The sequence below is a fragment of the Bosea sp. 685 genome (assembly GCF_031884435.1).
In the GTDB taxonomy this organism is placed as follows: domain Bacteria; phylum Pseudomonadota; class Alphaproteobacteria; order Rhizobiales; family Beijerinckiaceae; genus Allobosea.
This window is the reverse complement of record NZ_CP134779.1, coordinates 3,014,507-3,038,537: the sequence shown is the minus strand read 5'-3', so window position 1 is coordinate 3,038,537 and position 24,031 is coordinate 3,014,507. Positions and strand designations below refer to the sequence as shown.

At 64.2% G+C, this 24,031-nt stretch carries 23 protein-coding genes, 2 tRNA genes and 1 pseudogene; 21 read left to right on the top strand and 5 right to left on the bottom strand.

Features of this window, described 5'->3' with window-relative positions; all coding sequences use genetic code 11:
* Nucleotides 1–106 precede the first annotated feature (106 nt).
* The 5 genes and pseudogenes from aspS (at nucleotide 107) to RMR04_RS15710 (ending at nucleotide 4,574) form a co-directional block, all read left to right on the top strand.
* Nucleotides 107–1,881, top strand: a pseudogene (aspS, locus tag RMR04_RS15730) (aspartate--tRNA ligase).
* 6 nt (nucleotides 1,882–1,887) lie between these two features.
* Nucleotides 1,888–2,259, top strand: a complete 372-nt coding sequence (locus tag RMR04_RS15725) for a hypothetical protein (RefSeq protein ID WP_311915530.1) — start codon at nucleotides 1,888–1,890, stop codon at nucleotides 2,257–2,259.
* A 14-nt stretch (nucleotides 2,260–2,273) separates the two neighbouring features.
* Nucleotides 2,274–2,591, top strand: a complete 318-nt coding sequence (locus tag RMR04_RS15720; protein WP_311915529.1) for a hypothetical protein — start codon at nucleotides 2,274–2,276, stop codon at nucleotides 2,589–2,591.
* A gap of 43 nt (nucleotides 2,592–2,634) precedes the next feature.
* Nucleotides 2,635–3,525 carry a glycosyltransferase family 2 protein gene (locus RMR04_RS15715; RefSeq protein ID WP_311915528.1) on the top strand — a complete coding sequence of 297 codons (891 nt, stop codon included), beginning with the start codon at nucleotides 2,635–2,637 and terminating at the stop codon, nucleotides 3,523–3,525.
* A 32-nt stretch (nucleotides 3,526–3,557) separates the two neighbouring features.
* Complete coding sequence (locus RMR04_RS15710) at nucleotides 3,558–4,574, top strand: acyltransferase family protein (RefSeq protein ID WP_311915527.1); 1,017 nt, start codon at nucleotides 3,558–3,560, stop codon at nucleotides 4,572–4,574.
* On the opposite strand, the gene RMR04_RS15705 is transcribed toward RMR04_RS15710, so the two are convergent.
* Together RMR04_RS15705 and RMR04_RS15700 are read right to left on the bottom strand one after the other, a co-directional pair.
* Entirely contained in the window at nucleotides 4,549–5,166 is a 618-nt protein-coding gene (locus tag RMR04_RS15705; protein WP_311915856.1) for a CatB-related O-acetyltransferase, read from the bottom strand. The genes RMR04_RS15710 and RMR04_RS15705 overlap by 26 nt on opposite strands.
* Before the next feature lie 184 nt (nucleotides 5,167–5,350).
* Nucleotides 5,351–7,276: a hypothetical protein gene (locus RMR04_RS15700; RefSeq protein ID WP_311915526.1), complete on the bottom strand. Its 1,926-nt coding sequence runs from the start codon at nucleotides 7,274–7,276 to the stop codon at nucleotides 5,351–5,353.
* 181 nt (nucleotides 7,277–7,457) lie between these two features.
* On the opposite strand from RMR04_RS15700, the gene RMR04_RS15695 reads away from it, so the two are divergent.
* From RMR04_RS15695 to RMR04_RS15660, 8 genes are all read left to right on the top strand, one after another.
* Nucleotides 7,458–7,934, top strand: coding sequence for a DUF192 domain-containing protein (locus tag RMR04_RS15695; RefSeq protein ID WP_311915525.1), 477 nt, complete (start codon nucleotides 7,458–7,460; stop codon nucleotides 7,932–7,934).
* 157 nt (nucleotides 7,935–8,091) lie between these two features.
* A tRNA-Pro gene (locus tag RMR04_RS15690) sits at nucleotides 8,092–8,168 on the top strand.
* Nucleotides 8,169–8,236: 68 nt separating this feature from the next.
* Entirely contained in the window at nucleotides 8,237–8,542 is a 306-nt protein-coding gene (locus RMR04_RS15685) for an ETC complex I subunit (protein WP_103720561.1), read from the top strand.
* A 73-nt stretch (nucleotides 8,543–8,615) separates the two neighbouring features.
* Nucleotides 8,616–8,692 (top strand) — tRNA-Arg (locus RMR04_RS15680).
* Between the two features lie 67 nt (nucleotides 8,693–8,759).
* Nucleotides 8,760–8,975, top strand: a complete 216-nt coding sequence (locus tag RMR04_RS15675; RefSeq protein ID WP_069691336.1) for an alkylphosphonate utilization protein — start codon at nucleotides 8,760–8,762, stop codon at nucleotides 8,973–8,975.
* A gap of 206 nt (nucleotides 8,976–9,181) precedes the next feature.
* Nucleotides 9,182–10,870, top strand: a complete 1,689-nt coding sequence (locus tag RMR04_RS15670) for an ArnT family glycosyltransferase (RefSeq protein WP_311915523.1) — start codon at nucleotides 9,182–9,184, stop codon at nucleotides 10,868–10,870.
* Nucleotides 10,871–10,943: 73 nt separating this feature from the next.
* Nucleotides 10,944–11,696: a glycosyltransferase family 2 protein gene (locus RMR04_RS15665; RefSeq protein ID WP_311915522.1), complete on the top strand. Its 753-nt coding sequence runs from the start codon at nucleotides 10,944–10,946 to the stop codon at nucleotides 11,694–11,696.
* The gene (locus RMR04_RS15660) at nucleotides 11,693–12,031 is read left to right on the top strand and encodes a lipid-A-disaccharide synthase N-terminal domain-containing protein (RefSeq protein ID WP_311915521.1); all 339 of its coding nucleotides are present in this window, start codon (nucleotides 11,693–11,695) and stop codon (nucleotides 12,029–12,031) included. The genes RMR04_RS15665 and RMR04_RS15660 overlap by 4 nt, the downstream gene beginning before the upstream one ends.
* Nucleotides 12,032–12,173: 142 nt before the next feature.
* Here the strand turns inward: RMR04_RS15660 and metC are convergent, their stop codons facing one another.
* Nucleotides 12,174–13,364, bottom strand: coding sequence for a cystathionine beta-lyase (gene metC / locus RMR04_RS15655; protein ID WP_311915520.1), 1,191 nt, complete (start codon nucleotides 13,362–13,364; stop codon nucleotides 12,174–12,176).
* Nucleotides 13,365–13,621: 257 nt separating this feature from the next.
* Here metC and RMR04_RS15650 point away from each other — a divergent pair, with 257 nt between their 5' ends.
* The 8 genes from RMR04_RS15650 to RMR04_RS15615 all read left to right on the top strand — a co-directional run bounded on the left by RMR04_RS15650 (nucleotide 13,622) and on the right by RMR04_RS15615 (nucleotide 22,389).
* Nucleotides 13,622–14,647, top strand: a complete 1,026-nt coding sequence (locus tag RMR04_RS15650) for an amino acid ABC transporter substrate-binding protein (protein ID WP_311915519.1) — start codon at nucleotides 13,622–13,624, stop codon at nucleotides 14,645–14,647.
* A gap of 147 nt (nucleotides 14,648–14,794) precedes the next feature.
* Nucleotides 14,795–15,817: an amino acid ABC transporter substrate-binding protein gene (locus RMR04_RS15645; protein WP_311915518.1), complete on the top strand. Its 1,023-nt coding sequence runs from the start codon at nucleotides 14,795–14,797 to the stop codon at nucleotides 15,815–15,817.
* Between the two features lie 283 nt (nucleotides 15,818–16,100).
* Nucleotides 16,101–17,123, top strand: a complete 1,023-nt coding sequence (locus RMR04_RS15640; RefSeq protein WP_311915516.1) for an amino acid ABC transporter substrate-binding protein — start codon at nucleotides 16,101–16,103, stop codon at nucleotides 17,121–17,123.
* Between the two features lie 149 nt (nucleotides 17,124–17,272).
* Nucleotides 17,273–18,295, top strand: coding sequence for a transporter substrate-binding domain-containing protein (locus tag RMR04_RS15635; RefSeq protein ID WP_311915515.1), 1,023 nt, complete (start codon nucleotides 17,273–17,275; stop codon nucleotides 18,293–18,295).
* 205 nt (nucleotides 18,296–18,500) lie between these two features.
* The gene (locus RMR04_RS15630) at nucleotides 18,501–19,694 is read left to right on the top strand and encodes an amino acid ABC transporter permease (protein WP_311915514.1); all 1,194 of its coding nucleotides are present in this window, start codon (nucleotides 18,501–18,503) and stop codon (nucleotides 19,692–19,694) included.
* A 10-nt stretch (nucleotides 19,695–19,704) separates the two neighbouring features.
* Nucleotides 19,705–21,084: an amino acid ABC transporter permease gene (locus RMR04_RS15625; RefSeq protein WP_311915513.1), complete on the top strand. Its 1,380-nt coding sequence runs from the start codon at nucleotides 19,705–19,707 to the stop codon at nucleotides 21,082–21,084.
* Nucleotides 21,085–21,104: 20 nt separating this feature from the next.
* Nucleotides 21,105–21,896 (top strand): amino acid ABC transporter ATP-binding protein, encoded by a 792-nt coding sequence (locus RMR04_RS15620; protein ID WP_311915855.1) that lies wholly within the window; start codon nucleotides 21,105–21,107, stop codon nucleotides 21,894–21,896.
* Between the two features lie 190 nt (nucleotides 21,897–22,086).
* The gene (locus tag RMR04_RS15615; RefSeq protein WP_311915512.1) at nucleotides 22,087–22,389 is read left to right on the top strand and encodes a hypothetical protein; all 303 of its coding nucleotides are present in this window, start codon (nucleotides 22,087–22,089) and stop codon (nucleotides 22,387–22,389) included.
* A gap of 84 nt (nucleotides 22,390–22,473) precedes the next feature.
* Here the strand turns inward: RMR04_RS15615 and RMR04_RS15610 are convergent, their stop codons facing one another.
* Nucleotides 22,474–23,646, bottom strand: a complete 1,173-nt coding sequence (locus RMR04_RS15610) for a glycerophosphodiester phosphodiesterase (protein ID WP_311915511.1) — start codon at nucleotides 23,644–23,646, stop codon at nucleotides 22,474–22,476.
* A gap of 81 nt (nucleotides 23,647–23,727) precedes the next feature.
* Complete coding sequence (locus tag RMR04_RS15605) at nucleotides 23,728–23,982, bottom strand: DUF6356 family protein (RefSeq protein WP_311915510.1); 255 nt, start codon at nucleotides 23,980–23,982, stop codon at nucleotides 23,728–23,730.
* Nucleotides 23,983–24,031 lie beyond the last annotated feature (49 nt).

Sequence of the window (24,031 nt, the reverse complement as noted above, 5' to 3'; positions counted from 1 at the left end):
CGCGGGCGTTCTTGACAATCCGCGTCGCGGCGTGTGCTTACCCCCGAAACCGTGCGCGCGCCTGTGGCGGACGGCCTTGACCTCCGAAGAGACCAGTACCGTGACCTTGCATCGTTACCGTTCCCACACCTGCGGCGCCCTTCGCGAGAGCGACATCGGAGCTCAGGTCCGCCTCTCCGGCTGGTGCCACCGCATCCGCGACCATGGCGGCGTGCTGTTCATCGATCTGCGTGACCATTACGGCATGACCCAGGTGGTCATCGATCCGGATTCGCCGGCCTTCGCCGACGCTGCTGCGGTGCGCTCGGAATGGGTCGTCCGCATCGACGGCAAGGTCAAGGCGCGCTTCACGGGCACCGAGAACGCCAATCTTGCAACCGGCGCCGTCGAGGTCTTCGCGACAGGCATCGAGGTTCTCGGCGCTTCCGGCGAATTGCCGTTGCCGGTCTTCGGCGATCTCGAATATCCCGAGGATACCCGGCTGAAGTACCGCTTCCTCGATCTGCGCCGCGAAAAGCTCCACAACAACATCATGTTGCGGACGAAGGTGATCGACTCGCTGCGCAACCGGATGAAGACCTCCGGCTTCTCCGAGTTCCAGACGCCGATCCTGACGGCGTCCTCGCCCGAGGGCGCGCGCGACTTCCTGGTGCCGAGCCGGCTGCACCCCGGTAAATTCTACGCGCTGCCGCAGGCGCCGCAGCAGTACAAGCAGCTCCTGATGATGGCGGGCTTCGACCGTTATTTCCAGATCGCGCCCTGCTTCCGCGACGAGGACCCGCGCGCCGACCGTCTGCCGGGCGAGTTCTACCAGCTCGATGTCGAGATGAGCTTCGTCGAGCAGGACGACGTCTTCGCCACGATGGAGCCGGTGATCGCCGGCGTCTTCGAGGAGTTCGGCGGCGGCAAGTCGGTGACGAAGAACTGGCCGCGCATTCCTTACGCCGAAGCGATCAGCAAATATGGCTCCGACAAGCCGGATTTGCGCAACCCGCTCGTGATGCAGGATGTCTCCGCGCATTTCCGCGGCTCGGCCTTCAAGGTCTTCGCGCGCATCCTCGAGGATGAGAAGAACCAGGTCTGGGCGATTCCCGCTCCCGCGGGTGGCTCCAGGGCCTTCTGCGACCGGATGAACTCCTGGGCGCAAGGGGAAGGGCAGCCGGGCCTCGGCTATATCATGTGGCGTGAAGGCGCGGGCGCGGGCCCGATCGCCAACAACATCGGCCCCGAGCGGGTCGAGGCGATCCGCGTCGCGCTCGGCCTGAAGGATGGCGACGCGGCCTTCTTCGCCGCCGGCAACCCCGACAAGTTCTACAAATTCGCAGGCAATGCCCGCAACAAGGTCGGATCCGAACTCGGCCTGATCGACGAGAACGCGTTTGCCTTCGCCTGGATCGTCGATTTCCCGATGTACGAGTACAACGAGGACGACAAGAAGGTCGATTTCTCGCACAACCCGTTCTCGATGCCCCAGGGGGGCTGGAATCCCTAGAGAACGACGATCCACTGGCGATCAAGGCCTTCCAGTACGACATCGCCTGCAACGGCTATGAGCTGGCCTCGGGCGGCATCCGCAACCATCGCCCCGAGGCGATGGTGAAGGCCTTCGAGATCGCGGGTTATGGCGAGGAGACGGTGATCGAGCGTTTTGGCGGCATGTACCGCGCCTTCCAATACGGCGCGCCGCCCCATGGCGGCATGGCGGCGGGCATCGACCGCATCATCATGCTTTTGGCCGGCGCGACGAATCTGCGCGAGGTCGCGCTGTTCCCGATGAACCAGCAGGCTGTCGATCTGCTGATGGGTGCACCGTCCGAGGCCTCGCCCAAGCAGCTGCGCGAGGCGCATCTGCGCGTGAACCTCACCGAAAAGAACGGTTGATCCACGATGCCCGCCTCTGTCGTCGCGCGCCCGCTGGCGCTCGCCTGTCTGCTTGCGCTGCCGCTGGGGGCTTGCGTCCAGGGTTCGGCCAATCCGGGCGCGGGGAGGGGTGCGGAATTGGCCAGCCTCGTCTCGCGCTCGATCGCCTGCCGGGCGGGAAGCCCGCGCGCCAGCACGCTGGAGCGTTTCATCGCCTCCGAGCGTGAGCGCGGCGCGACGCCAGACCAGATTGCCAGTGCGCGCTCGGCCTATGTCACCGTCTCCGAGGCGGAGACGATCAACCAGGACATCCGTCCGCAGGCCTGCACGCCCGAGGAACGCGCCGCGCTCAAGGAGCGGATGGCGCGGATCCGGGCCGGGCGCTTCGACGCGCTCTGATCGACGGCTGCCCGATGTCTTTCGCCAAGTTATGCCGCGCCAAGCCCTGCCTTGCTGGGCTGTCCCTGCTCGCTCTGACCGCCTGCACCAGCACCATCGCTGCCTTGCCCGGAACGCCCGAATACGCGGCGGCCCAGGTCTCGCGCGGCTATGATTGCGGGCTCAAGGTGGACCGCCAGGGCGTGCTGGCGCGCGTCGCGCGCGAAGACCGTCAGCGCTTCCTCTCGACCTCGGCGAGCCTTGCGGTGAAATCCTACAAGGCACCGCGCCGCTGCGAGGCGATGGAGCGTCTTGCTGTGCAGCGCGAGCTGGCGCTCCTGGCCCGGCGCTGATTTTCGCTTGCCTGCGGCCGTGCCTTGCGGCCAAACAGCCATCATGTTGCAGGCTTTCGCAGACGCCGTCACAGCCATCGTGGTCGCCTATGACAGCGCCCATGTTTTGCCTGCCTGCCTGACGGCGCTGGCGAGCGAGGGCGTGCCGGCGATCGTGGTCGACAATGCCAGCCAGGACGAGACACGCGCCATCGCGGAAGCGCAAGGCGCCCGGGTGCTCGCCAACGCCTTGAACGAAGGCTATGGCCGCGCCAATAATCGCGGTGTGAACGCGGCCGAGACGCCTTATGTGCTGATCGTCAATCCCGATCTCGAACTGCAGCGCGGCGCGGTGGCGGCGCTACTGGCGGCAGCGGAGCGCTATCCCGATGCCGGCATGCTCGCGCCGCGCATCGTCGAACCCTCCGGCCGGGTCTTCCTACAGCCCCGCTCGCTGCTGTCGCCGCCGCACTTCAACCATCCAGGTGAGGCCGTGATCCCGGAGGGGGATGCCTGTCTGCCCTTCCTTTCGGGCGCCTGTCTCCTGATTCGCCGTGACGCCTTCCTGGCGTTGGGTGGCTTCGATCCGGCGATCTTCCTGTTCTATGAGGATGACGACCTCTGCAGGCGGATGCGCGATGCTGGCCATAGCCTTGTCCATGTCGATGCGGCGGAAGCCCGGCATGGTCGGGGCCGCTCCAGCGCACCCTCGCCGCAGCGCCGCCTCACGGCCCGCTGGCACCTCGCCTGGTCGGAACGCTATGTCGCCAGCAAATACGGCCTGCAGGTTCCAGGGTTGCTCAAGATCATCGAAAACGGCTTTAAAACAATTGGCTACGGGGTGATCTTGAATCGAGACAAGATGTTCGCCCATGCCGGTTCCGTCGCTGGCGCGCTGGCCTGGCTACGCGGAGCGAGCGCGCTCGTGCGGCAAGGGTTGGAGGCAAGGCCATGATGTCCGCGCGTTTTCGTTGCGTTGGCGACGGGATGGCATGCGGCTCGAATAATTTCGGGATTCTGCGCCTCGTCCTGGCGCTCGCAGTGGTGGTCTCGCACGCTTTCAGCGTGGTGACGGGCGATCTCAATAACGAGCCGCTCATGCACGCCACCGGCTTCACGCTCGGCGAGCATGCGGTCAACGGCTTCTTCGCCATTTCGGGCTTCCTGGTGACGATGAGCTATGAGCAGCGCGGCTGGCGCGATTATGGGCTGGCTCGCCTGCTCAGGATCGTGCCGGGCCTGGTCGCGACCACCCTGTTCGTTTCACTCGTCATCGGAAGCATGATGACCCGCCTCGATTGGGCGTCCTATTTCGCGGATGGACGGCTCTGGCGTTTCATCTGGGGCACGCTGACCACCTTCAAGAGCGTGGCAGCGCTACCAGGCGTCTTCGACCAGAACCCGCTGTCCTTTCCGATGGGGACGGTCTGGACCCTGAAATATGAATGCCTCTGCTATCTCGGCGTCCTTGTCGCGGGCTTGGTGGGATTGTTGTGTCGGCGCAGATGGGTGCTTTGCCTCTGGGCCCTGCTGCTGGCGGCCGTCATCCTGCGCGAGATCATCGCCCCCAATGGCGCCAAGGGTGTGGAGACCGGGCTGCGCTTGCCGCTGATCTTCGTGACCGGGGGCGTGATCTATCTCTGGCGCGAGCGCGTGCCGCTATCCGTGTGGGGGCTTTGCGGTCTTGCCATCCTCGTCGCGCTGCTGGCGAGGACGCCGCTCTACAAGGCCGCACTGTTCTCGGTCACGGCCTGGGGCGTGATTGTGCTGGCTCTGGCACCGGCCCTGACAGCTTGGCGCAGCACTCCCGAGGCCGATTTCTCCTATGGTGTCTATCTCTATGGCTGGCCCGTGCAGCAGGTCTTCTATGCGCTGTTTCCCGCGGCCGGCGCGCTGACTTTGCTCGCGCCTTCTTTGTTGCTGACCCTGCTCCTGGCTGCGGCGAGCTGGTACTTCGTCGAGAGCCCGGCGCTCGGGCTCAAGCGCCGCCTGCTCTGCGGTTGATCTCGGCCACGAGGTCTTCGACCTGCCCTGACATCAGGAGCGGTAGCAGGTCGGCGACCTGGTCGCGGGGCAGCTCCCACCAGCGCGTCGCCAAGAGCGCCGCGATCTGCTCAGCCTCGAAGCGCATCCTGACCACCCGCGCCGGATTGCCGGCGACGATGGCATAGGCCGGCACGTCGCGCGTCACCACGGCGCGCGCCGCCACCACCGCGCCATGGCCGATCGTGACGCCCGACATCACCATGCATTGCGAGCCGAGCCAGACATCGTGCCCGATGATAACGTCGCCGCGCGAGGTGTCGCTGCCGGTGATTCCGGCTGCTTCCGGCCAGAGCCGTGGCAGGGCCGGGAAAGGGTAGGTCGTCGCCCAATCGAGCCGGTGATTGCCGCCGAGCATGATTTCGACGCCATCGGCAATCGAGCCGTAGCGGCCGATGCGCAGGCGAACGCCGCTCTCGGGAAAGCGCAGCTTCGGCCGGCCATAGGTATAGGCTCCGACGGCGATCTGGCTGGGCCGCCGGGCGATCAGCCGCGCCAGATGCTGCCGCGTCTGGTTGTCGGGGTTGACGTAGCGTCGTAGGGCGCCGCGCAGCGCCGGGGCCAGCCCCGCCCACCAGGCCGCGAGCGGGCCTGGCCGCCAATCCTCGTCTTCCGGCGGCAGAATGCCGCCTGGAGCGGTTTTCGATCCAATTGGATCGTTCAATTGCTCCAGGTCCTTGTTTGAACGCGTTGTCTTCACGCGAATCGGTGTCCGCTTCGCTTGAAAACGCTCTTGTTCACTCGGCATTGGCTTTGAGATCGATCTTGTCGAAGATCTCGGTCGGATCCGTGAGCGTGATCACATCGGCGAGGCCGAGCCCGCTGCCGGACTTCGCGCTGGCCTGGACGGTAAGCGTCCCGGGCTTGGCGACGAAGCGCGAGACCGCCGCCGTCAGCGTCTTGGCGGCGTCGGACGGGCCCAGGATGGCGGCAAGGCCGAGGCTCGCCATCATGGCGTATTCGCGGCGCAGATCCTCGGGCTTGCGCTTGGCCTTGCGCGCCTCATTGTCGAGCAGCTTCTCGAACAGGCCTTGATTCTGCAGCTTCGCCTCGACCAGGCGCGCGGTCGCGCCCAGCGCCGCGACCTGAGCCAAGGCGAGATCGCTCGAGAACAGATCCTTGGTGACATTGCCCAACGTGCCCTTGGCCTCGAGCTTGCCCATGCCGGCGCCGCCGAGCGAGATCGCGCGGATGGCGAGCTCGTTGCGCGCCGCCTCCCAAGCGAGGTCGATCTTGGCCGAGACGTCGAGCATGCGGTAGCCCATGGCGATCAGGTCGCGCGCGGCCGGATTGCCGCTGGCTTCCGTGACCGGGGCCAGCAGGTTGTCGATCGTCAGGCCCAGGCTGGTGGGAACGCCGTTGAGCTGTTCGCCGGCCTTCAGCTCGAAGGTCTTCAACCCGACCTTCAAGGGCGCCGAGGCGGGCTGCCCGGGCTTGCCCGGTTGCGGCACATCGACCGAAAGCCCGTCCAGGCGCAGCGTCCCGATCGTCGGGATGAACTTGCGGAAATCGATCGTGTCGAACTCGGCATCGGGCTTGGCGAGCAGCGCCTTCAATTCGCTGAGGACGGAGCCGATCGCGAAGCCGGAATGGCTCAGCGAATCGATCTGGCCCTTGGCGCCGCCGGCGGCGAATTGCAGGCCCTCGACGGCAAAACCCGATTTGGCCGGCGCGTCCTCGCCGAAGGCGATCCGCGCGATTTTCATATCGACGGTTTCGGATTTGGCGCTGGGCGTCGCCGGCGTGACGATGGTCATCGCCATGTCGCGCGCCTCGCCGCTGCCATAGGAGAAATTGTCGTAGAGCGAGAGCAGCGACAAGCCCATGCGCCGGTCTTCCTCGCTCTTCAGCGAGGGCGGCTTGGCTCCGGGTTCCTTGGCGGCTTTTGCCTGAGCCTCCGACATGGCCATGAGCCGCGTGATTACCTCGCCGAGCGGCTCGTCACCGACCCTGGCGGCAAAACCGCGCCCCGTCGTCTTGCCGAGCGACATCTTGCCGGCAGCGCCCATGTCGAGCGTGTAGCCGTCCTGCTCGAAGCGGCCGAATACCGGCAGCATCGCTTCAGTGACGCCCGGTTGCGCCTTCTCGGTCAGCACGCGCGCCATGTGCTTCAGGTCGAGCGCCTCGAAGCTGGTGCGAAGCAACTGGCCGCTGATGGACGTCGGGCCGGCGCTTGCGCCGCCGGCTATGGCCTTGGCCGCGTCGCCGAGCGCGCCGCCAGCGGACGGCGGCGTCGCGGGGCGTCCGCTGGTGGGAAGCGTCGCCGTAATCGTGCCGCTCGCTGCGGTGCCGCGAGCGATCTTGCCGTCCTTCACATCGGAAAAGCGGACATCGCGATAGCGCGTGACCTGCTTTTGCGGGCCGATGGACTGCTCGATGGTCAGCTCCGGCGCGCTGATTTCGGCGGCGTTGAGCTTGCTCATCCGGGAGACGGCGCTTTCGCCGGTACTGCCATTGAACAGGGAGACGAAGGCCTCGCGCTCCAGCGCCGAGCCCTTCACGTCGATCTTGGGCACCGCGATCACCACGGCGCCGAAATCGAGCTTCAGCCCGTCGATCTGGAAATCGGCGGCCCAGGCCGGCTGCTGCGCGAGCGCGATGAGGACGGCGGCGAGAGCCGCACGGCGGTAGCTCGTCAGCCGTTGGAGGGGCAAAGCGATCATGGAACTCTCCCGTTTGGGTGCGCGACCCTGCCGCAACGCCGCGACGAAGGGAAGCGGGGCGACAGGCTGTGCGTGACGAAATACTTGACCAATTCCGGGCGATCGCCGGTATCTGTCGGAAATTCGCCATCTCCTGGGTCGAGAGAGGGCGTCGTTTGCCGCAGCCGGGGAGCACTAAGCCATGCGGGCCGCCTTGTCTTTCATTACCGTTTGCCTTGCCTGGGGCGCCCTGGCGTTCGGGCCGTCTCCCGCTCTGGCGCAGGCCGCGGCCCCAGCCGCCGGGCTCGAGCAGCTCGTCATCGTCAGCGGCGGCACCCGCCATGTCTTCCAGGTCGAGGTCATGCGCACGCCCGACCAGCGCGCCAAGGGGTTGATGTATCGCAACTATATGCCCGAGGATCGCGGCATGCTGTTCGATTTCGCCCGCACCGAGCCGGTCGCGATGTGGATGCAGAACACCTATATCCCGCTCGACATGCTCTTCATCCGCGCCAACGGCACGATCTCGCGCATCGCGGAGCGCACCGAGCCGCTCTCGACCCGCACGATTCCCTCGGGCGAGCCGGTGCTCTCGGTGCTGGAGATCAATGGCGGCGTCGCCGAGAAGCTCGGCATCAAGCCCGGCGACAAAGTCGAGCACGTCTTGTTCAAGCGCTGAGCGGTTTGCGCGCTGATGTGATCATCGCTTGATTCGAGGCTTTCGATTCTGGGTTTTCGATTCTTGGCCTTCGATTCTTGGTTTTTGACTCTTGGCTTTCGCTTGCGGCGCAAGCCCGCGCCGTGATAGCCAACCGCGACGCGAGGAATGGCTCAGTCGGGGTATAGCGCAGCCCGGTAGCGCATCTGCTTTGGGAGCAGAGGGTCCCAGGTTCGAATCCTGGTGCCCCGACCAGCCTCCTCGTTTCGAAACGGTTCGCCACAGGCGGGCCTGGGCAATTCTGGTGACGGCCGAGCGAGACCATGACCGCACGCATTTACCGCCCCGCCCGCACTGCGATGCAGTCCGGCACCGCCAAGACCGATCGCTGGCTGCTGGAATATGAGCCGGAGCGTCCGCGCGAAATCGAGCCGCTGATGGGCTGGACCTCGTCGGGCGACATGAAGAGCCAGCTCAAGCTCTGGTTCGATACCGAGGCGGAAGCCGTCGCCTACGCCACGCGCAACGGCATCGCCTACCGGGTCGAGCAGCCCCATGAGGCCAAGCGCCGCTCGATGGCCTATGCCGATAATTTCAAGTTCAGCCGCGTCGGGCAGTGGACGCACTAATCAACACGCGCCGCGTCTTTAACGTGGCGCGCGAGCTTTCCAGATAGGCGAGGGCGCTTGCGCCTAAGCCCACGGGCCCGTAGCTCAGATGGATAGAGCAGCAGCCTTCTAAGCTGCTGGTCGCTGGTTCGAATCCAGCCGGGCTCGCCACTTCATCCGTCTTGCGCGAGAGCGCTGCGCCTTCAGTGCGCCAAGGTGTCAGGTTTCGGGACATTCCATGAGCGACGTCAAGGACAGCAACGGCACGGTGCTGAAGGATGGCGATTCCGTCACCTTGATCAAGGATCTCAAGGTCAAGGGAACCTCCGTCACGCTGAAGCGCGGCACGCTGGTCAAGAACATCCGCCTGACGGATGATCCGGGCGAGATCGAGTGCAATGCCGAGAAGGTGAAGGGCCTCGTGCTCAAGACCGAGTTCCTGAAGCGCGCCTGAGCCGGGCCTTGTGTCCGTGGCCAACGCTTGCAGCGCCGCGACAGGCGGCGTAAACCGCGCCGGTCATGGCTTTCGGGGCATGGCTCCGCCTTGATCGCGCCCGAAAGGCTCGCCATCCCGGCACGGCTCCGCTACGGGCTTTCGCTCGGAATGAGGGGCTGGCACACCGGCACGTCACGAGCGCGACCTCGGTCGCAAGGATCACCATGGTTTCGCTGACCCCTGCGATCGATCGCATCACGAGCTTTGCTTCAGCGAGCCATCTGCGCGCCTGTGCCCTGCTGTTCCTGCTGGCACTCGCCGCCTTCCTGCCGGGCTTCAGCACGCTCCAGCCGCTCGACCGCGACGAACCGCGCTTCGCACAAGCCTCCAAGCAGATGCTGGAGAGCGGCGATTTCGTCGACATCCGCTTCCAGGCCGAGGCGCGCCACAAGAAGCCCGTCGGCATCTACTGGCTGCAGAGCGCAGCGGTCTCGGCCGGAGAGGCGCTGGGCGTGCCCCAGGCTCGGACCCAGATCTGGCTTTATCGCGTGCCCTCGCTGGTCGGCGCCGTGGCGGCGGTGCTCCTGACCTATTGGGCACTGCTCGCCTTCGTCAGCCCGCCATTGGCGCTGCTCGGCGGCGCTTTGATGGCTGCTTGCGTGCTGCTGGGCGTCGAGGCGCGCATCGCCAAGACCGATGCCGTGCTGGCCGCCTGCGCGGTCGCGACCATGGGGGCGCTGGCGCGAACCTGGCTCGACTGGACACGCTCGCTCGCCTTCGTGCCAAGTCGCTGGAACTGGCTCATCTTCTGGGGCGCCACCGCGATCGCCTTGCTGATCAAGGGGCCGATCGTGCCGATGGTCTGGGGCCTCGCCATGATCGTGCTTTGTGTGAGCGAACGCGGCGTTCGCTGGCTGAAGCCGCTGCGCTTCGGGCCGGGCCTGCTGCTCTGCCTCATTGTCGTGCTGCCCTGGTTCATTGCCATTATGATGAAGACGGGCGGCTCCTTCTTCGCTGAGAGCGTCGGCCAGGACATGCTCGGCAAGGTCTCCGAGGGCCAGGAGAAGCATTGGGGGCCGCCTGGGCTCTACCTGCTGATCTTCTTCGGCACCTATTGGCCGGCGGCGGCATTCGCGGCGATGGCGATCCCCTTCGCCTGGGTGCGCCGGCGCGAACCGCAGATCTTGTTCCTGCTGGCCTGGATCATCCCGTCCTGGATCGTCTTCGAGGCGGTGCCGACCAAGCTGCCGCATTATGTCCTGCCGCTCTATCCGGCCATCACAGCTCTGCTGCTGCTGGCGCTCGTCAATGGCGGCATCGACCGCTTCCGGCGCGGTGCTGTGGCGACCGCCGCGCTGGTCTTCCTGGTCCCGCTCGCGCTGGTCGGGGTGATCCTCTACGGCAACTGGACGCTCGACCAGACCTTGCCCTATCTGGCGCTGCCGCTGCTTGCCTTGATGCTGCTCGTCGCCTGGCGCGTGGTCGCGGCTTTCCGGCGCGGTGATCTCGAAGGCGCACTTTGGCGCTGCGTGCTGGCGAGCCTGCTGCTCGGCGCCGGCGTCTATGGTTTCGCGGTCGAGAGCCTGCGTTCGCTGAAATTGTCGCCGCGCCTGGCCGAGGCCGTCGCCACGGCCGGCTGCACCGATCCCAAAGTCATCACGGCGGGCTACCGCGAGCCGAGCCTGGTCTTCCTGACCGGAACCGATCTCGCCATGGCGCCCGATGGCGCGGCGGCGGCCTCCTTCCTGAGCCAGCCCGGCTGCCGCATCGCCTTCGTCGAGAAGCGCTTCGCGCCTGAGTTCCAGACGGCGATCTCCCAGGCCGGCCTAGCGCCGCGGCTGCTGACCACGCTGAACGGTTTCAATCTCAATGGCGGCCGCAGGCTCGAGATCGCGGTGTTCGTGCGCCCGTGAGCCAGATGAATGTTCCTTGCCCCGCAGCCTCGCTTGACGCAGGTTGCGCGCCGTTTTCCCGGATGATGTTCCGTTGACCGACAGCCCCGCAGTTCCACCGCCGATTCTCAGCGTCGTCGTCCCCGTTCGCAACGAGGTCGGCAATGTCGGCCCCTTGCTGGCCGACATCGAGACAGCCTGCGCCACGATCGGTGGTTTCGAGGTGATCTTCGTCAATGACGGCTCGAGCGATGGCACCGCGCAGGCGCTGGCGGAGCTGATAGTGAGCCGGCCCTGGCTGCGCGTCGTCACTCACGCCCAGTCCTGCGGTCAGAGCGCGGCCGTGCGCAGCGGCGTACGCCATGCCCGCTCGGCCATTGTGGCGACGCTCGATGGCGATGGCCAGAACGACCCGGCTTTCCTGCCGCGCATGCTGGAGGCGCTGCAGCAGGCAGGTCTACAGGCCGGGCTCGTGCAGGGGCAGCGCGTCGGGCGCAAGGACACTGGTTTCAAGAAGCTGCAATCACGCATCGCCAACGGCGTGCGCGGGCGCATCCTCAAGGACGGCACGCGCGACACCGGCTGCGGCCTGAAATGCTTCCGCCGCGAGGCCTATCTCGCCTTGCCCTATTTCGACGCGCTGCACCGCTTCATGCCGGCTCTGATGGCGCGTGAGGGCTATGGCATCGTGCATGTCGAGGTCCGCGACCGGCCCCGGCTCACCGGCGTCTCGAATTACGGTTTCTTCGACCGGCTTTGGGTCGGCATCCTCGACCTCACCGGCGTCTGGTGGTTGATCCGCCGGCGCAAGCGCATTCCTCAGATCGTGCCGGACACGCAATCATGATCATCTCGATCGGCCATGCCGTATCCGACTATATCTACGACGTCTTCGTGCTGAAGTTCGACTTCTGGCTCGCTTTCGGCATCATCGCGCAATTGCTCTTCACGGCGCGTTTCCTGGTGCAATGGCTCGCCAGCGAGCGCGAGGGCAACTCCGTGATGCCGCTCTCCTTCTGGTATTTTTCGATGGCCGGCGGCGCGATGACGCTGGTTTACGGCATCGTCAAACGCGAACCCATCATCATCATGGGCCAGGCGCTGGCGGTGGTGATCTATGTGCGCAATCTCATGCTGATCTTCCGCAACCGCGCCGCGCGCAAGGCTGCCGCCAAGGGCTGACGAGACAGATACCCAGAGCATTTTCGAGCGAAGCGGACGCCGGTTCTCGTGAAGAAAATGCAATAATACAAGGAGATAGAGCATTTCCGCGATTCGGAGAAACGCGGAAATGCTCTAGAGCGACGGTCTCGGAGCCAGGCCCTCAGCTCGCCGCGCGCAGCCGGGCAAAGCCGGCGTCGAGATCGGCCTTCAGATCCTCGATGTCTTCGAGCCCGATATGCAGGCGGATCGTCGGCCCCGCGAAGTTTGGCGTCGTCGCCGTGCGATAGGGCTTGCAGTCGAAGGGCAGGGCGAGGCTCTCATAGCCGCCCCAGGACGCGCCCATGCCGAACAGGGTCAGGCCGTCCAGCATGGCGCCGACAGCCTTCATCGCCACGGGCTTCAGCTCGATCGCGAACAGCGAGGAGGCGCCGGTGAAGTCGCGCTTCCAGAGCGCGTGGCCGGGATCGCTCGGCAGCGCTGGGTGCAGCACCCGCGCCACTTCCGGGCGCTCGCTCAGCCACTGCGCCATGTCGAGGCCGGCCGGCATCTGCTCCTTCAAGCGAATATGCATGGTGCGGATGCCGCGCAACGTCAGGAAGGCGTCCTCGGGCGCGATGATGACGCCGAGCGTCTCCCAGCAGTCCCGGACCAGCTTGTAGAGCTCGGGCGTGCGCGCCGAGACGGTGCCGATCAGCACGTCGGAGTGTCCGGCATAATATTTCGTGCCGGCCTGTACCGAGATGTCGACGCCGAATTTGTGGCTGTCGAAGAACAGCGGCGTCGCCCAGGTGTTGTCCATCAGCACCAGCACGTCGCGGGCATGCGCGGCTTCCACGATGGCCGGAATGTCCTGCATCTCGAAGGTCTGCGAGCCCGGCGCCTCGGTCCAGACAGCCTTGGTGTTCGGCTTGAACAGCTTTGCGATATCGCCGCCGACGGCCGGATCGTAATAGCTGACCTCGATGCCCAGGCGCGGCAGCATCTTGTCGCAGAAGTTGCGCGTCGGCCGGTAGACGCTGTCCGTCACCAGAAGGTGATCGCCGGCCGAGAGCACCGCCAGCATCGGTAAGGTGCAGGCGAGCAGGCCTGAGGGGCAGACGACGACGCCCGCGCCGCCTTCCATGGTGTTCAGCGCCGCGATCAGCGCATCGATCGTCGGATTGCCCTGCGTGCCGTAGGTGTAGCGCGACTTCCGGGCGAGGAAATCCTCCATATTGGGATAGATTACCGTCGAGCCGCGCACGATCGCGGGATTGACGAAACCATAGCTATCGGCCGGATCGCGGCCTGCAAGGACGAGGCGGGTCTTCTCGCGCAGGCGCGCGAAGTCAGGCGGGGACAGCTTTTTCATGGATGGAATCGCAAGGCCGTTCTCTGGTTCCGGGTCAGGCTTGACCACCCCCGGAAACTTGCATGTGATGCGAGGGCGGGAAAGAGGCGTGCCGGATATGGGCCGTTGCTTGACGCTCATGAGCGTCTCTGGCAATCGACTTTGGGGACGCCGCTTAATTCCTGTGCAATCAGAGCGGGCAAAACGCCTGCAAGCGGCGAAGCCGATGACGGCCTGCCGGCCCGGCCGGACAGGAGACCTCAATGGGAGAGAGTGTAATGAAGAAATTTTTGGCAGCCGCGATCGCAGGGCTTGGGCTCGCGGTCACCGCGACAGCGGTTTCGGCGCAGGCGCCTGCGACCTTGGCCCAGGTCAAGTCGCGTAACATCCTCAACTGCGGCTCCAACACCGGTCTCGCCGGCTTCGGTGTGCCGGATGCCCAGGGCAACTGGGTCGGCCTCGATGTCGATTACTGCCGTGCCGTCGCCGCGGCGATCTTCAATGACCCGGCCAAGGTGAAGTTCATCCCGCTTTCGGCGAAGGATCGCTTCACCGCGCTGCAGTCGGGCGAGGTCGATCTGCTCGTCCGCAACTCGACCTGGACGATGTCGCGTGACAGCGCGCTCGGCCTGCTCTTCACCGGCGTGAACTACTATGACGGCCAGGGCTTCATGGTCCGCAAGAAGCTCGGCGTCACCTCGGCGCTGCAGCTTTCGGGCGCCTCGGTCTGCACTCAGCAGGGCACCACGACCGAGCTGAATCTGGCCGACTTCTTCCGCGCCAACAACCTGAAATACGAAGTCGTCGCCTTCGCCTCCTCCGACGAGACGGTCAAGGCCTATGACGCCGGCCGCTGCGATGCCTTCACCACCGACGCCTCGGGCCTCTATGCCGAGCGCCTGAAGCTGACGGCGCCGGACGATCACATGGTCCTGCCCGAGATCATCTCCAAGGAGCCGCTCGGCCCGTCCGTCCGCAACACCGACGCGCAGTGGTTCAACCTGGTGAAGTGGGTGCACTACGCCATGCTGAACGCCGAGGAACTCGGCGTGACCAAGGCCAATGTCGACGAGATGCTGAAGTCGCCCAATCCCGAGATCAAGCGTCTGCTCGGCGTCGAGGGCAAGTTCGGCGAAGGCATCGGCCTCACCGCCGATTGGGCCTACCGCATCGTCAAGCTGGTCGGCAATTACGGCGAATCCTTCGAGAAAAACGTCGGCCAGGGCTCGCTGCTGAAGATCGCGCGCGGCCAGAATGGACTCTGGACCAAGGGCGGCCTGCAATACGCCCCGCCGGTTCGCTAAGATCAAACCAAATCCGGGCGCCGACATTGTTCGGCGCCCGGGCTGCTTACGCCCATGCCGAATAGGTCCTCATAAACCGCAGAATATGCGGCTCTGGGCGCTCAGAATACGCGAGAGCGGATGAACCGCTCCGGATAGGGGACTACCATGAAACGATTGCTCGTCGCGGCGCTCGCGCTTGCCGCATTCCTTCCTGGCGTGGAACACGCCCAGGCCCAGACCTCCACGCTCGCAACGGTCAAGAACCGCGGCGAACTCATTTGCGGCGTCAGCCCGGGCCTGGCCGGCTTCGGCATCCCGGATGCGCAAGGAAACTGGGTTGGCCTCGATGTCGATCTGTGCCGTGCCGTCGCGGCCGAGATCTTCAACGATGCCAGCAAGGTCAAGTTCGTTCCGCTGTCGTCGAAGGACCGCTTCACCGCGCTTCAGTCAGGCGAGGTCGATCTGCTGTCGCGGACGAGCACCTGGACGATGGGGCGCGACACGGCGCTCGGCTTGAGCTTCTCGACCGTGAACTATTATGACGGCCAGGCCTTCCTGGTTCAGAAGAAGCTCGCCGTCCAATCCGCCCTGAAGCTCGATGGCGCGTCGATCTGCCTGCAGCAGGGCACAACGACCGAGTTGAACGTCGCGGACTTCTTCCGTGCCAACAAGATCAAGTACGAGGTCGTTGCCTTCGACAAGGGTGACGAGGCGATCAAGGCCTTCGAATCCGGGCGCTGTGATGCGCTGACCGACGATTCCTCCGCGCTCTACGCTCTGCGCTTGAAGCTGACCGCGCCTGAGGATGCCGTCGTCCTCCCCGAAATCATCTCCAAGGAGCCGCTCGGTCCGGTCGTCCGCAGCAGCGACATGCAGTGGATCAATCTGGTGAAATGGACGCATTTCGCGATGCTGAACGCGGAGGAGTTCGGCGTCACCAAGGGCAATGTCGACGAGATGCTCAAATCGACCAACCCCGAGATCCGGCGCCTGCTCGGTGTCGAGGGCAAGTTCGGCGAAGGCGTCGGCCTGAGCAATGACTGGGCCTACCGGGCCATCAAGCTGGTCGGCAATTACGGCGAGGCGTTCGAGCGCAATGTCGGCGCCGGTTCCGTGCTCAAAATTGCCCGTGGAAAGAATGCGCTGTGGACCAACGGGGGATTGCAATACGCTCCTCCGGTCCGTTGATCGTCTAGATCACGTCGCATTCGGACGATTCCGTCCGAATGCGAAAAACGTGATCGATTCTAAAAGTTTAGAGCATTGCTCTTGCGAAAAACCGGTGCCCACTTTTTCGCGCAATGCTCTAAGCGGAGCGTCGGTTCTGCCGGCGCTCCGTTCGCGGTTTGGTCGCGACGGCTTTATTTTGTGGGGGAAGGAGGGGAGGATACCGGGCGAGGATCGCTTGGTCCGGGACTTGCTAGCATTTCGAGAACGGGAAGAACCCGTTCCGCCAACAGGGGAAACAACCATGAATAAATTTTTCGCCGCCGCGATCGTCGCGGCAGCAACCACGGCTTGCATCGGCGGAGCGCAAGCGCAGACCGGCACACTCGGTCAGATCAAGAGCAAAGGTGTCGTCACCTGCGGCGTCGGTCCCGGCCTTGCCGGCTTCGGCATCCCCGACGCGCAGGGCGTCTGGAGCGGCCTCGACGTCGATCTCTGCAAAGGCCTCGCTGCGGCCATTTTCAACGACACCAGCAAAGTCAAATACATTCCGCTCTCGTCGAAGGATCGTTTCACGGCGCTGCAGTCGGGCGAGGTCGATCTGCTCTCGCGCAACACCACCTGGACGCTGTCGCGCGACACCTCGCTGGGCCTCAACTTCGCGGGCATCAACTATTATGACGGCCAGGGCTTCATGGTCCGCAAGAAGCTCGGCGTCGATTCCGCGCTGAAGCTGGCTGGCGCCTCGGTCTGCACGCAACAGGGCACCACGACGGAGCTGAACCTCGCCGACTTCTTCCGCGCCAACAAGATGAAGTACGAGGTCGTCGCCTTCGCGTCCGCGGATGAGACGATCAAGGCTTATGAATCCGGCCGCTGCGATGCCTTCACCACCGATGCCTCGGGCCTCTATGCCGAGCGTCTGAAGCTCTCGGTTCCGGCCGACCATATCGTGCTGCCCGAGATCATCTCGAAGGAGCCGCTTGGACCGGCGGTGCGCCATGGCGACGACAACTGGCTCGATATCGTCAAATGGACGCATAACGCCATGCTGAACGCCGAGGAACTCGGCATCACCCAGGCCAATGTCGATGAGATGCTGAAATCCGACAATCCGGAGATCAAGCGCTTCGTCGGCACCGAGGGCAAGTTCGGTGAGCCGATGGGCCTGACGAATGACTGGGCCTACCGGATCATCAAGCTGGTCGGCAATTACGGCGAATCCTTCGAGCGGAACGTCGGCGGCGGCTCGCTCCTGAAGATCGCGCGCGGCCAGAACGCGCTCTGGACCAAGGGTGGGCTGCAATACGCTCCGCCGATCCGCTGAAGCATCGCGAGCGATCGGCGTCGGCTCCGTGCCGGCGCCGTATCGATCCCGGCCCCGCGCCGTCCGTTACGCATCGAAAGCGCATGGTCCGGGACTTGCTAAGCGTTTTAGGTGCGGGCGTAAGCCCGCACCTAAAACAGGGGAACGCAATGAAAAAAACCGTCACAACCACACTGGTGCTCGCATCGCTCGCTCTCGGTGCGGGTTTTGCCCAGGCCCAGACAGGGTTGCTTCCGCAGATCAAGGCGAGGGGCGTCGTCACATGCGGCACGAGCCCAGGGCTCGCCGGTTTCGCGATGCCCGATGCGCAGGGCAATTATACCGGTATCGACGTCGACCTTTGCCGCGCCTTGGCGGCCGCGATCTTCAACGACCCGCAGAAGGTCAAGTTCGTGCCGCTCTCGTCGAAGGATCGCTTCACGGCGCTGCAGGCCGGCGAGGTCGATCTGCTCTCGCGCACCACGACCTGGACCTTGTCGCGCGACACCTCGCTTGGCCTCAATTTCGCTGGGATCAATTATTTCGACGGCCAGGGCTTCATGGTCCACAAGAAGCTCGGCATCGATTCCGCGCTCAAGCTCGCCGGCGCCTCGGTCTGCGTCGCGCAAGGCACGACCACCGAGCTGAACCTCGCCGACTTCTTCCGCGCCAACAAGATGAAGTACGAGGTCGTGGCCTTCAGCGGCGGCGACGAGACGATCAAGGCCTATGAATCCGGCCGTTGTGACGCCTTCACCACGGACTCCTCGGGTCTTTACGCCGAGCGCCTGAAGCTTCAGGTTCCGGCGGACCATATCGTGCTGCCCGAGATCATCTCGAAGGAGCCGCTTGGGCCCGTCGTTCGCCATGGTGACGACAACTGGCTCGACATCGTCAAATGGACGCATAACGCGATGTTGAACGCCGAGGAGCTCGGCATCACCAAGGCCAATATCGACGAGATGCTGAAATCGGAGAACCCTGAGATCAAGCGCTTCGTCGGCACCGAGGGCAAATTCGGCGAGCCGATGGGCTTGAGCAATGATTGGGCTTATCGCATCGTCAAGCTTGTCGGGAACTATGGCGAGGTTTTCGAGAAGAATGTCGGAGCGGGCTCGCCGCTGAAGATCGCACGTGGTCAGAACGCGCTCTGGACCAAAGGGGGGTTGCAATACGCGCCGCCGATCCGTTGAGGCGCTCTAGAGCGTTTTCAAGCGAAGTGGACACCGGTTCGCGTGAAGAAAACGCGACAAGACAAAGGGCTAGAGCCACTGAACGATCCAATTGGATCGGAAATCGCTCTAGCGCAACGGTCTGAGATCAGAAGGAAACATCCGGCGGCGGTACTGTCCGCTGCCGGTTCACCTGCCGCAATCAAAACAAAAAAGGGCGTAACACGTGTCGACCATTCCGACCGAGACGGTTCAGCCGGGCAAGGCCTCGCTGCTCTACGATCCCAAGATAAGGGGCTATGTCTACCAGCTGGCTCTGCTCGCCGTTGTCGGCTTCCTGCTCTATTCGGCTGCGTCGAACGCCATCACCAACCTGCGCGCGCAGAAGATCGCGTCCGGCTTCGGCTTTTGGCACAATGCCGCAGGTTTCGACGTCAACCAGAAGCTGATCCCATTCAGCGCCTCGGGCTCGACCTATGGCCAGGCTTTCTATGTCGGCCTTCTGAATACGCTGCTGGTCGCTTCGATCGGCATCGTACTCTCGACCTTCCTCGGTTTCTTCGTCGGCGTGGCGCGGCTCTCCAGCAACTGGGTGCTGTCGAAGCTCGCGATGATCTATGTCGAGGTCATCCGCAACCTGCCGCTGCTGCTGCAATTGTTCTTCTGGTACAATGCGGTGCTGAAGCCGCTGCCCAATCCGCGCCAGTCGATCGAATTGCCGGCGGGAGCGTTGCTCAACAATCGCGGCCTCTATCTTCCTGACCCTCAGCTCGGTCCCGGCGGCTCTCTCATCGTCTGGACGTTCCTGATCGGCATCGTCGCCACGATCATCTTCCGCGCCTGGGCCCGCAAGCAGCAGGAGGCAACGGGCAAGCAGTATCCCGTCGGCTGGATCGCGCTCGGCTTGATCGTGGTGCTACCGTTCTTCGTCTATCTCGTCACGGGCCGCCCGGTCTCGTTCGTCTATCCTGAGATCGCCGGCTTCAACCTGCGCGGCGGCATCCAGATCTTCCCGGAATTCGTTGCGCTGTTGCTGGGTCTTACGACCTACACCGCGGGCTTCATCGCCGAGGTCGTGCGCGCCGGCATTCTCGCCGTCTCGAAGGGGCAGACCGAGGCTGCCAATGCGCTGGGTCTGCGCGCCGGGCCGACCTTGAAGCTCGTCGTCATCCCGCAGGCCATGCGGGTGATCATCCCGCCCCTGACCTCGAACTACCTCAACCTGACCAAGAACTCCTCGCTGGCGGTCGCGATCGGCTATCCCGATCTTGTCCAGGTCTTCACCGGCACGGTGCTGAACCAGACCGGGCAGGCGGTCGAGGTGGTCGCTATCACCATGGCGGTCTATCTCACGATCTCGCTCGTCACCTCGTTTTTCATGAATATCTACAACAAGCGCATGGCGCTGGTGGAACGGTGAGGGCGCCACGATGACCGACGCAACGCTCGAAAACTCACCCTACGCCTTCGTCCGCAAGGAGACGCTGCCTCAGGAAACCGCGCCGCTTTCGGTGGCGGGGCCTGTCGCCTGGGTCCGCGCCAACCTGTTCTCCGGTCCGGTCAATTCGATCCTGACGCTGCTATGCGCCTACATCGTCGTGACCAGCGTGCCGGAGATGGTGCGGTTCTACTTCATCGATGCCGTCTGGAGCGGCACCAATCGCGACGCTTGCCTCGCCGACAAGATCGGCCGGCCGGTCGGAGCGTGCTGGGCCTATATCGGCGACCGCTTCCAGTACTTCATCTACGGCTCCTATCCGGTGCCGCAGCGCTGGCGCGTCAACATCGTCTTCGCCATGTTCGCGCTCGGCGTGGTCTGGCTGCTCTGGGAAAGGGCGCCACTGAAGAAGGTCGGCTTCTTCTTCTTCTTCGTCATGCTGCCGATCGGCGCCTATGTGCTGCTGCTCGGCGGCCCCAATGCCGAAGGCTTCCTGCGCTGGCTCATCGGCCTGACGCTTGTGCTGATGGTGGTCTACCTGGTGCTGTCCTTCGTGCCGGCCCTGGCGCGTTTCTGGATCGGTCCCGCCTTCCTGGCCGTCGAGGAGGCGCTGCCACCCTGGAAGCGCTTCTACCGGCCCAAGCGCCTGGTCCTGTTGTCGCTGGTCGTCTTCGGCCTGATCGCGATCTTGGCCGATACGATCGGCTTGCCGCGTGTCGATACCGGGCTCTGGGGCGGTATGACGGTGACCTTCCTGATCGCGGCGGTTGGCATCGTCTTCTCGCTGCCGCTCGGTGTCATCCTGGCTCTGGGACGCCGCTCGAAGCTGCCGATCATCCAGCTGCTCTCGGTGATCTTCATCGAGTTTGTCCGTGGCGTGCCGCTGATCACGGTGCTGTTCATGGCTAACACCATGCTGCCGCTGTTCGTGCCGCAGGAATATTCGCCGGACCGACTGCTGCGGCCGCTGGTTGGCGTTGCACTCTTCGCCGCCGCCTATATGGCGGAGGTCATCCGAGGCGGCCTGCAGGCGATGCCGAAGGGCCAGTATGAAGGAGCGATGTCGCTCGGTCTGGGTTATTGGCAGATGATGCGGCTGATCATTCTGCCCCAGGCGCTGCGCATCGTCATTCCGGGCATCGTCAATACGTTCATCGGGCTGTTCAAGGATACGACGCTGGTCACCATCGTCGGCATCTTCGACTTCCTGCGCACCATCGAAGCCACCCTGGTCGATCCGACCTGGGCGACGCCGACCACACGCGCGACAGGCTATGCCTTCGCCGCGATGTTCTATTTCCTGTGTTGCTGGGGCATGTCGCGCTACTCGATCTCGGTCGAGAAGCGGATGGCCGCCGGTCAGAAGCGCTGAAGGGACAAACCAACATGACCATGGCAGACACGAATACCGCGAGCCGCCCCGCGGCGCTGAAGCAGACCTCGCTGAACACACCGACCGCGGTCGAGATGGTCGGCGTCAACAAGTGGTACGGCGAGTTCCACGTGCTGCGCGACATCAACCTGAAGGTCGAGCGCGGCGAGAAGCTGGTGATCTGCGGACCGTCGGGTTCCGGCAAGTCGACGATGATCCGCTGCATCAACCGCCTGGAAGAGCACCAGAAGGGCTCGATCATCGTCGACGGCACCGAGCTCACCAACGATCTGAAGAAGATCGACGAGATCCGCCGCGACGTCGGCATGGTGTTCCAGCACTTCAACCTGTTCCCGCATCTGACGATCCTCGAGAATCTGACGCTGGCGCCGATCTGGGTCCGCAAGATGCCCAAGAAGGACGCGGAGGAGATCGGGATGCACTATCTCAAGCGCGTCAAGATTCCCGAGCAGGCCGCGAAATATCCCGGCCAGCTTTCGGGCGGCCAGCAGCAGCGCGTCGCCATCGCGCGCTCGCTCTGCATGAGCCCCAAGATCATGCTGTTCGACGAGCCGACCTCGGCGCTCGATCCCGAGATGGTCAAGGAGGTGCTCGACACCATGGTCTCGCTCGCCGATGAGGGCATGACCATGCTCTGCGTCACCCACGAAATGGGCTTCGCCCGCCAGGTCGCCGACCGGGTCATTTTCATGGATGCCGGGCAGATCGTCGAAATGAACGAACCCAACGCCTTCTTCAAGAACCCGCAGCATGAGCGCACGAAGCTCTTCTTGAGCCAGATTCTGCACTGAGTTTCACATCGTCAGATCAAGACCTCTTAGCTGGCGCGCCGATTCTTTCGGCGCGCCATTTTTTGTTGCGATTGAACGATCTTCGATTGGTGATTTTATTGTCGCCCTTGGGGCAGGGTGGTGCGCAAATGGCGGCTATTGGGAACAAAACAGAGCCCGGTTGGTTCTTCAGCCAATCGGAGGAAACACCATGAACCGTTTTATTCCCGCTCTTGTCGCCGCTCTCGTGATGACAGGCAGCGCCTATGCCCAGTCGATCAATATCGGTCCCGGCGGCGTCGGTGTCGATACGCGCGGCCCACGCGAGCGCGTCATCGAGCGCGAAGTCCGCCGTGATGACCGCGACGGTTACGATCGCCGCTCGGACCGCGGTTATCGACGCGACGATCGTCGTCGCGTCGAATTCCGCGACCGCGAGCGCTGCCGCACGGTCGTCACGCGCGAGGAGACGCGGCGCGGCGTGATCAAGACGAGGCAGCGCGTCTGCAGCTGATCGACAGTTCAGCTTCGGCGCAACCCGAATCGAAAGGCCGTCCCGCTTATGCGGGGCGGCCTTTTTTATGCGCGGTTTGGCAGCCTATTTCCCGTCGCGCGCTTTCACGGCCGCGTCCGGGAAATCCGAGAACAACCCATCGATGCCGAGGTCGAAGAATGCCTTGTACTCGGCGGCCGGATCGCCCTTGTAGTTCGAGGCCAGGCGCTTGGGCTCGCTGCGGAAGGTCCAGCTATGGACGAAGAGCCCGGCAGCGTGGGCATTCCTGACGACATCGGTCGCTGGCAGCAGCACGCGGTCGCGCTCGTCGATCACGCCGTCCTTGTTCAGATCCTGAGGCTTGCCGTCATCGCCCAGGACCTGCCTGGTTGGCAGGATGTAGGGCTTCCAGGGGGCGACACCGTCGGCATAGGTCTTGATCTCCTTCAGCCCTTCAGCTGTCACGAGATCCTTGAAGCTGCGCTTGTCGCCGGTGACGACGAAATCATAGGGCTTGTCGGAGGGGGCGGCCAGAACGATGCCGCCATCCTTGTCGACATCGTCGGCATCGACGAGCTGGATGAGGCGCAGCTGCGTCTTGCCGCGGAGATATTTCAAATTCGCGGTCTCGAAGCTCTGGATGATCACGGGTGAGGATTTCTCGGTCCAGCCGGCGGCCTTGAGCGCGTCGAGCAGGCGGTCCTCGAGCGGCAGGCCGATCGCGGCGTGGAAGATCGAATGCTTTGTCTCAGGATAGATACCGATGACGCGCCCAAGCCGTGTGCTCTCGGTCTTGGCGAGGTCGATGATCTCCTGCAGCGTCGGAATCTCGTATTTGCCGTTATGGGACTGGTCACGATCGGCAAAGGCCTGCTTGGCCCGCAGGGTCTTGATCTCGGCGAGCGTGAAGTCGCTGGCGAACCAGTCGGTGGTGTCGACGCCGTCGATCTTGCGCGTGGTCTTGCGATCCGCGAATTCCGGCCTGGTCGAGACGTCAGTCGTGCCGCTCATGATCGGCTCGTGCCGGGCGACCAGTACGCCGTCCTTCGTCGCCACGAGATCGGGCTCGATGAAGTCGGCGCCCATCTCGATCGCGAGCTTGTAGGATTCGAGCGTATGCTCGGGCCGGTGGCCGCTGGCGCCACGGTGGCCGACGATCAGCGGCTTCTGGCCCGACAAGGTCGGAGTGGCTGTCTGGGCCATGGTGTCAGGCGCGCTCAACGCGCCGCAGGCGAGGCCGGCCAGCATCGTGGCACGGAGCAAGGTCGTTTTCAGCATCGGTCCGGTCCCTGGTCGCGCTATCGTTGGCGCGACCATGATCAGGCGATGTGACAGGCCGGTGAAGTCGCAGTGCCGGGCCTATTCGGCCGGGGCAGCCTGCACTGGAACTGCAGGATGGGCGCTACGACGATCCATGTCGGCGACCATCCGGCGCGCCATGGTGCTGGCGGTCTTCTCGAAGCAGAAGGGCAGGAAGGCATGGGCGAAGGCACAGAACGAAGCGGCGAACATGCGTCCGGAATAGCGCATGGCGACGCCGAAATGCTCGCCATAGGTCTCGCCGACCGTCTCGGGATGCTGCGTGAAGAGTTTGACCAGGCTGGGTTGTGGCATCGCGTTCTCCGGCTCTCATCTCAGAGTGAGAGCAGGATCAGTGCGAAAA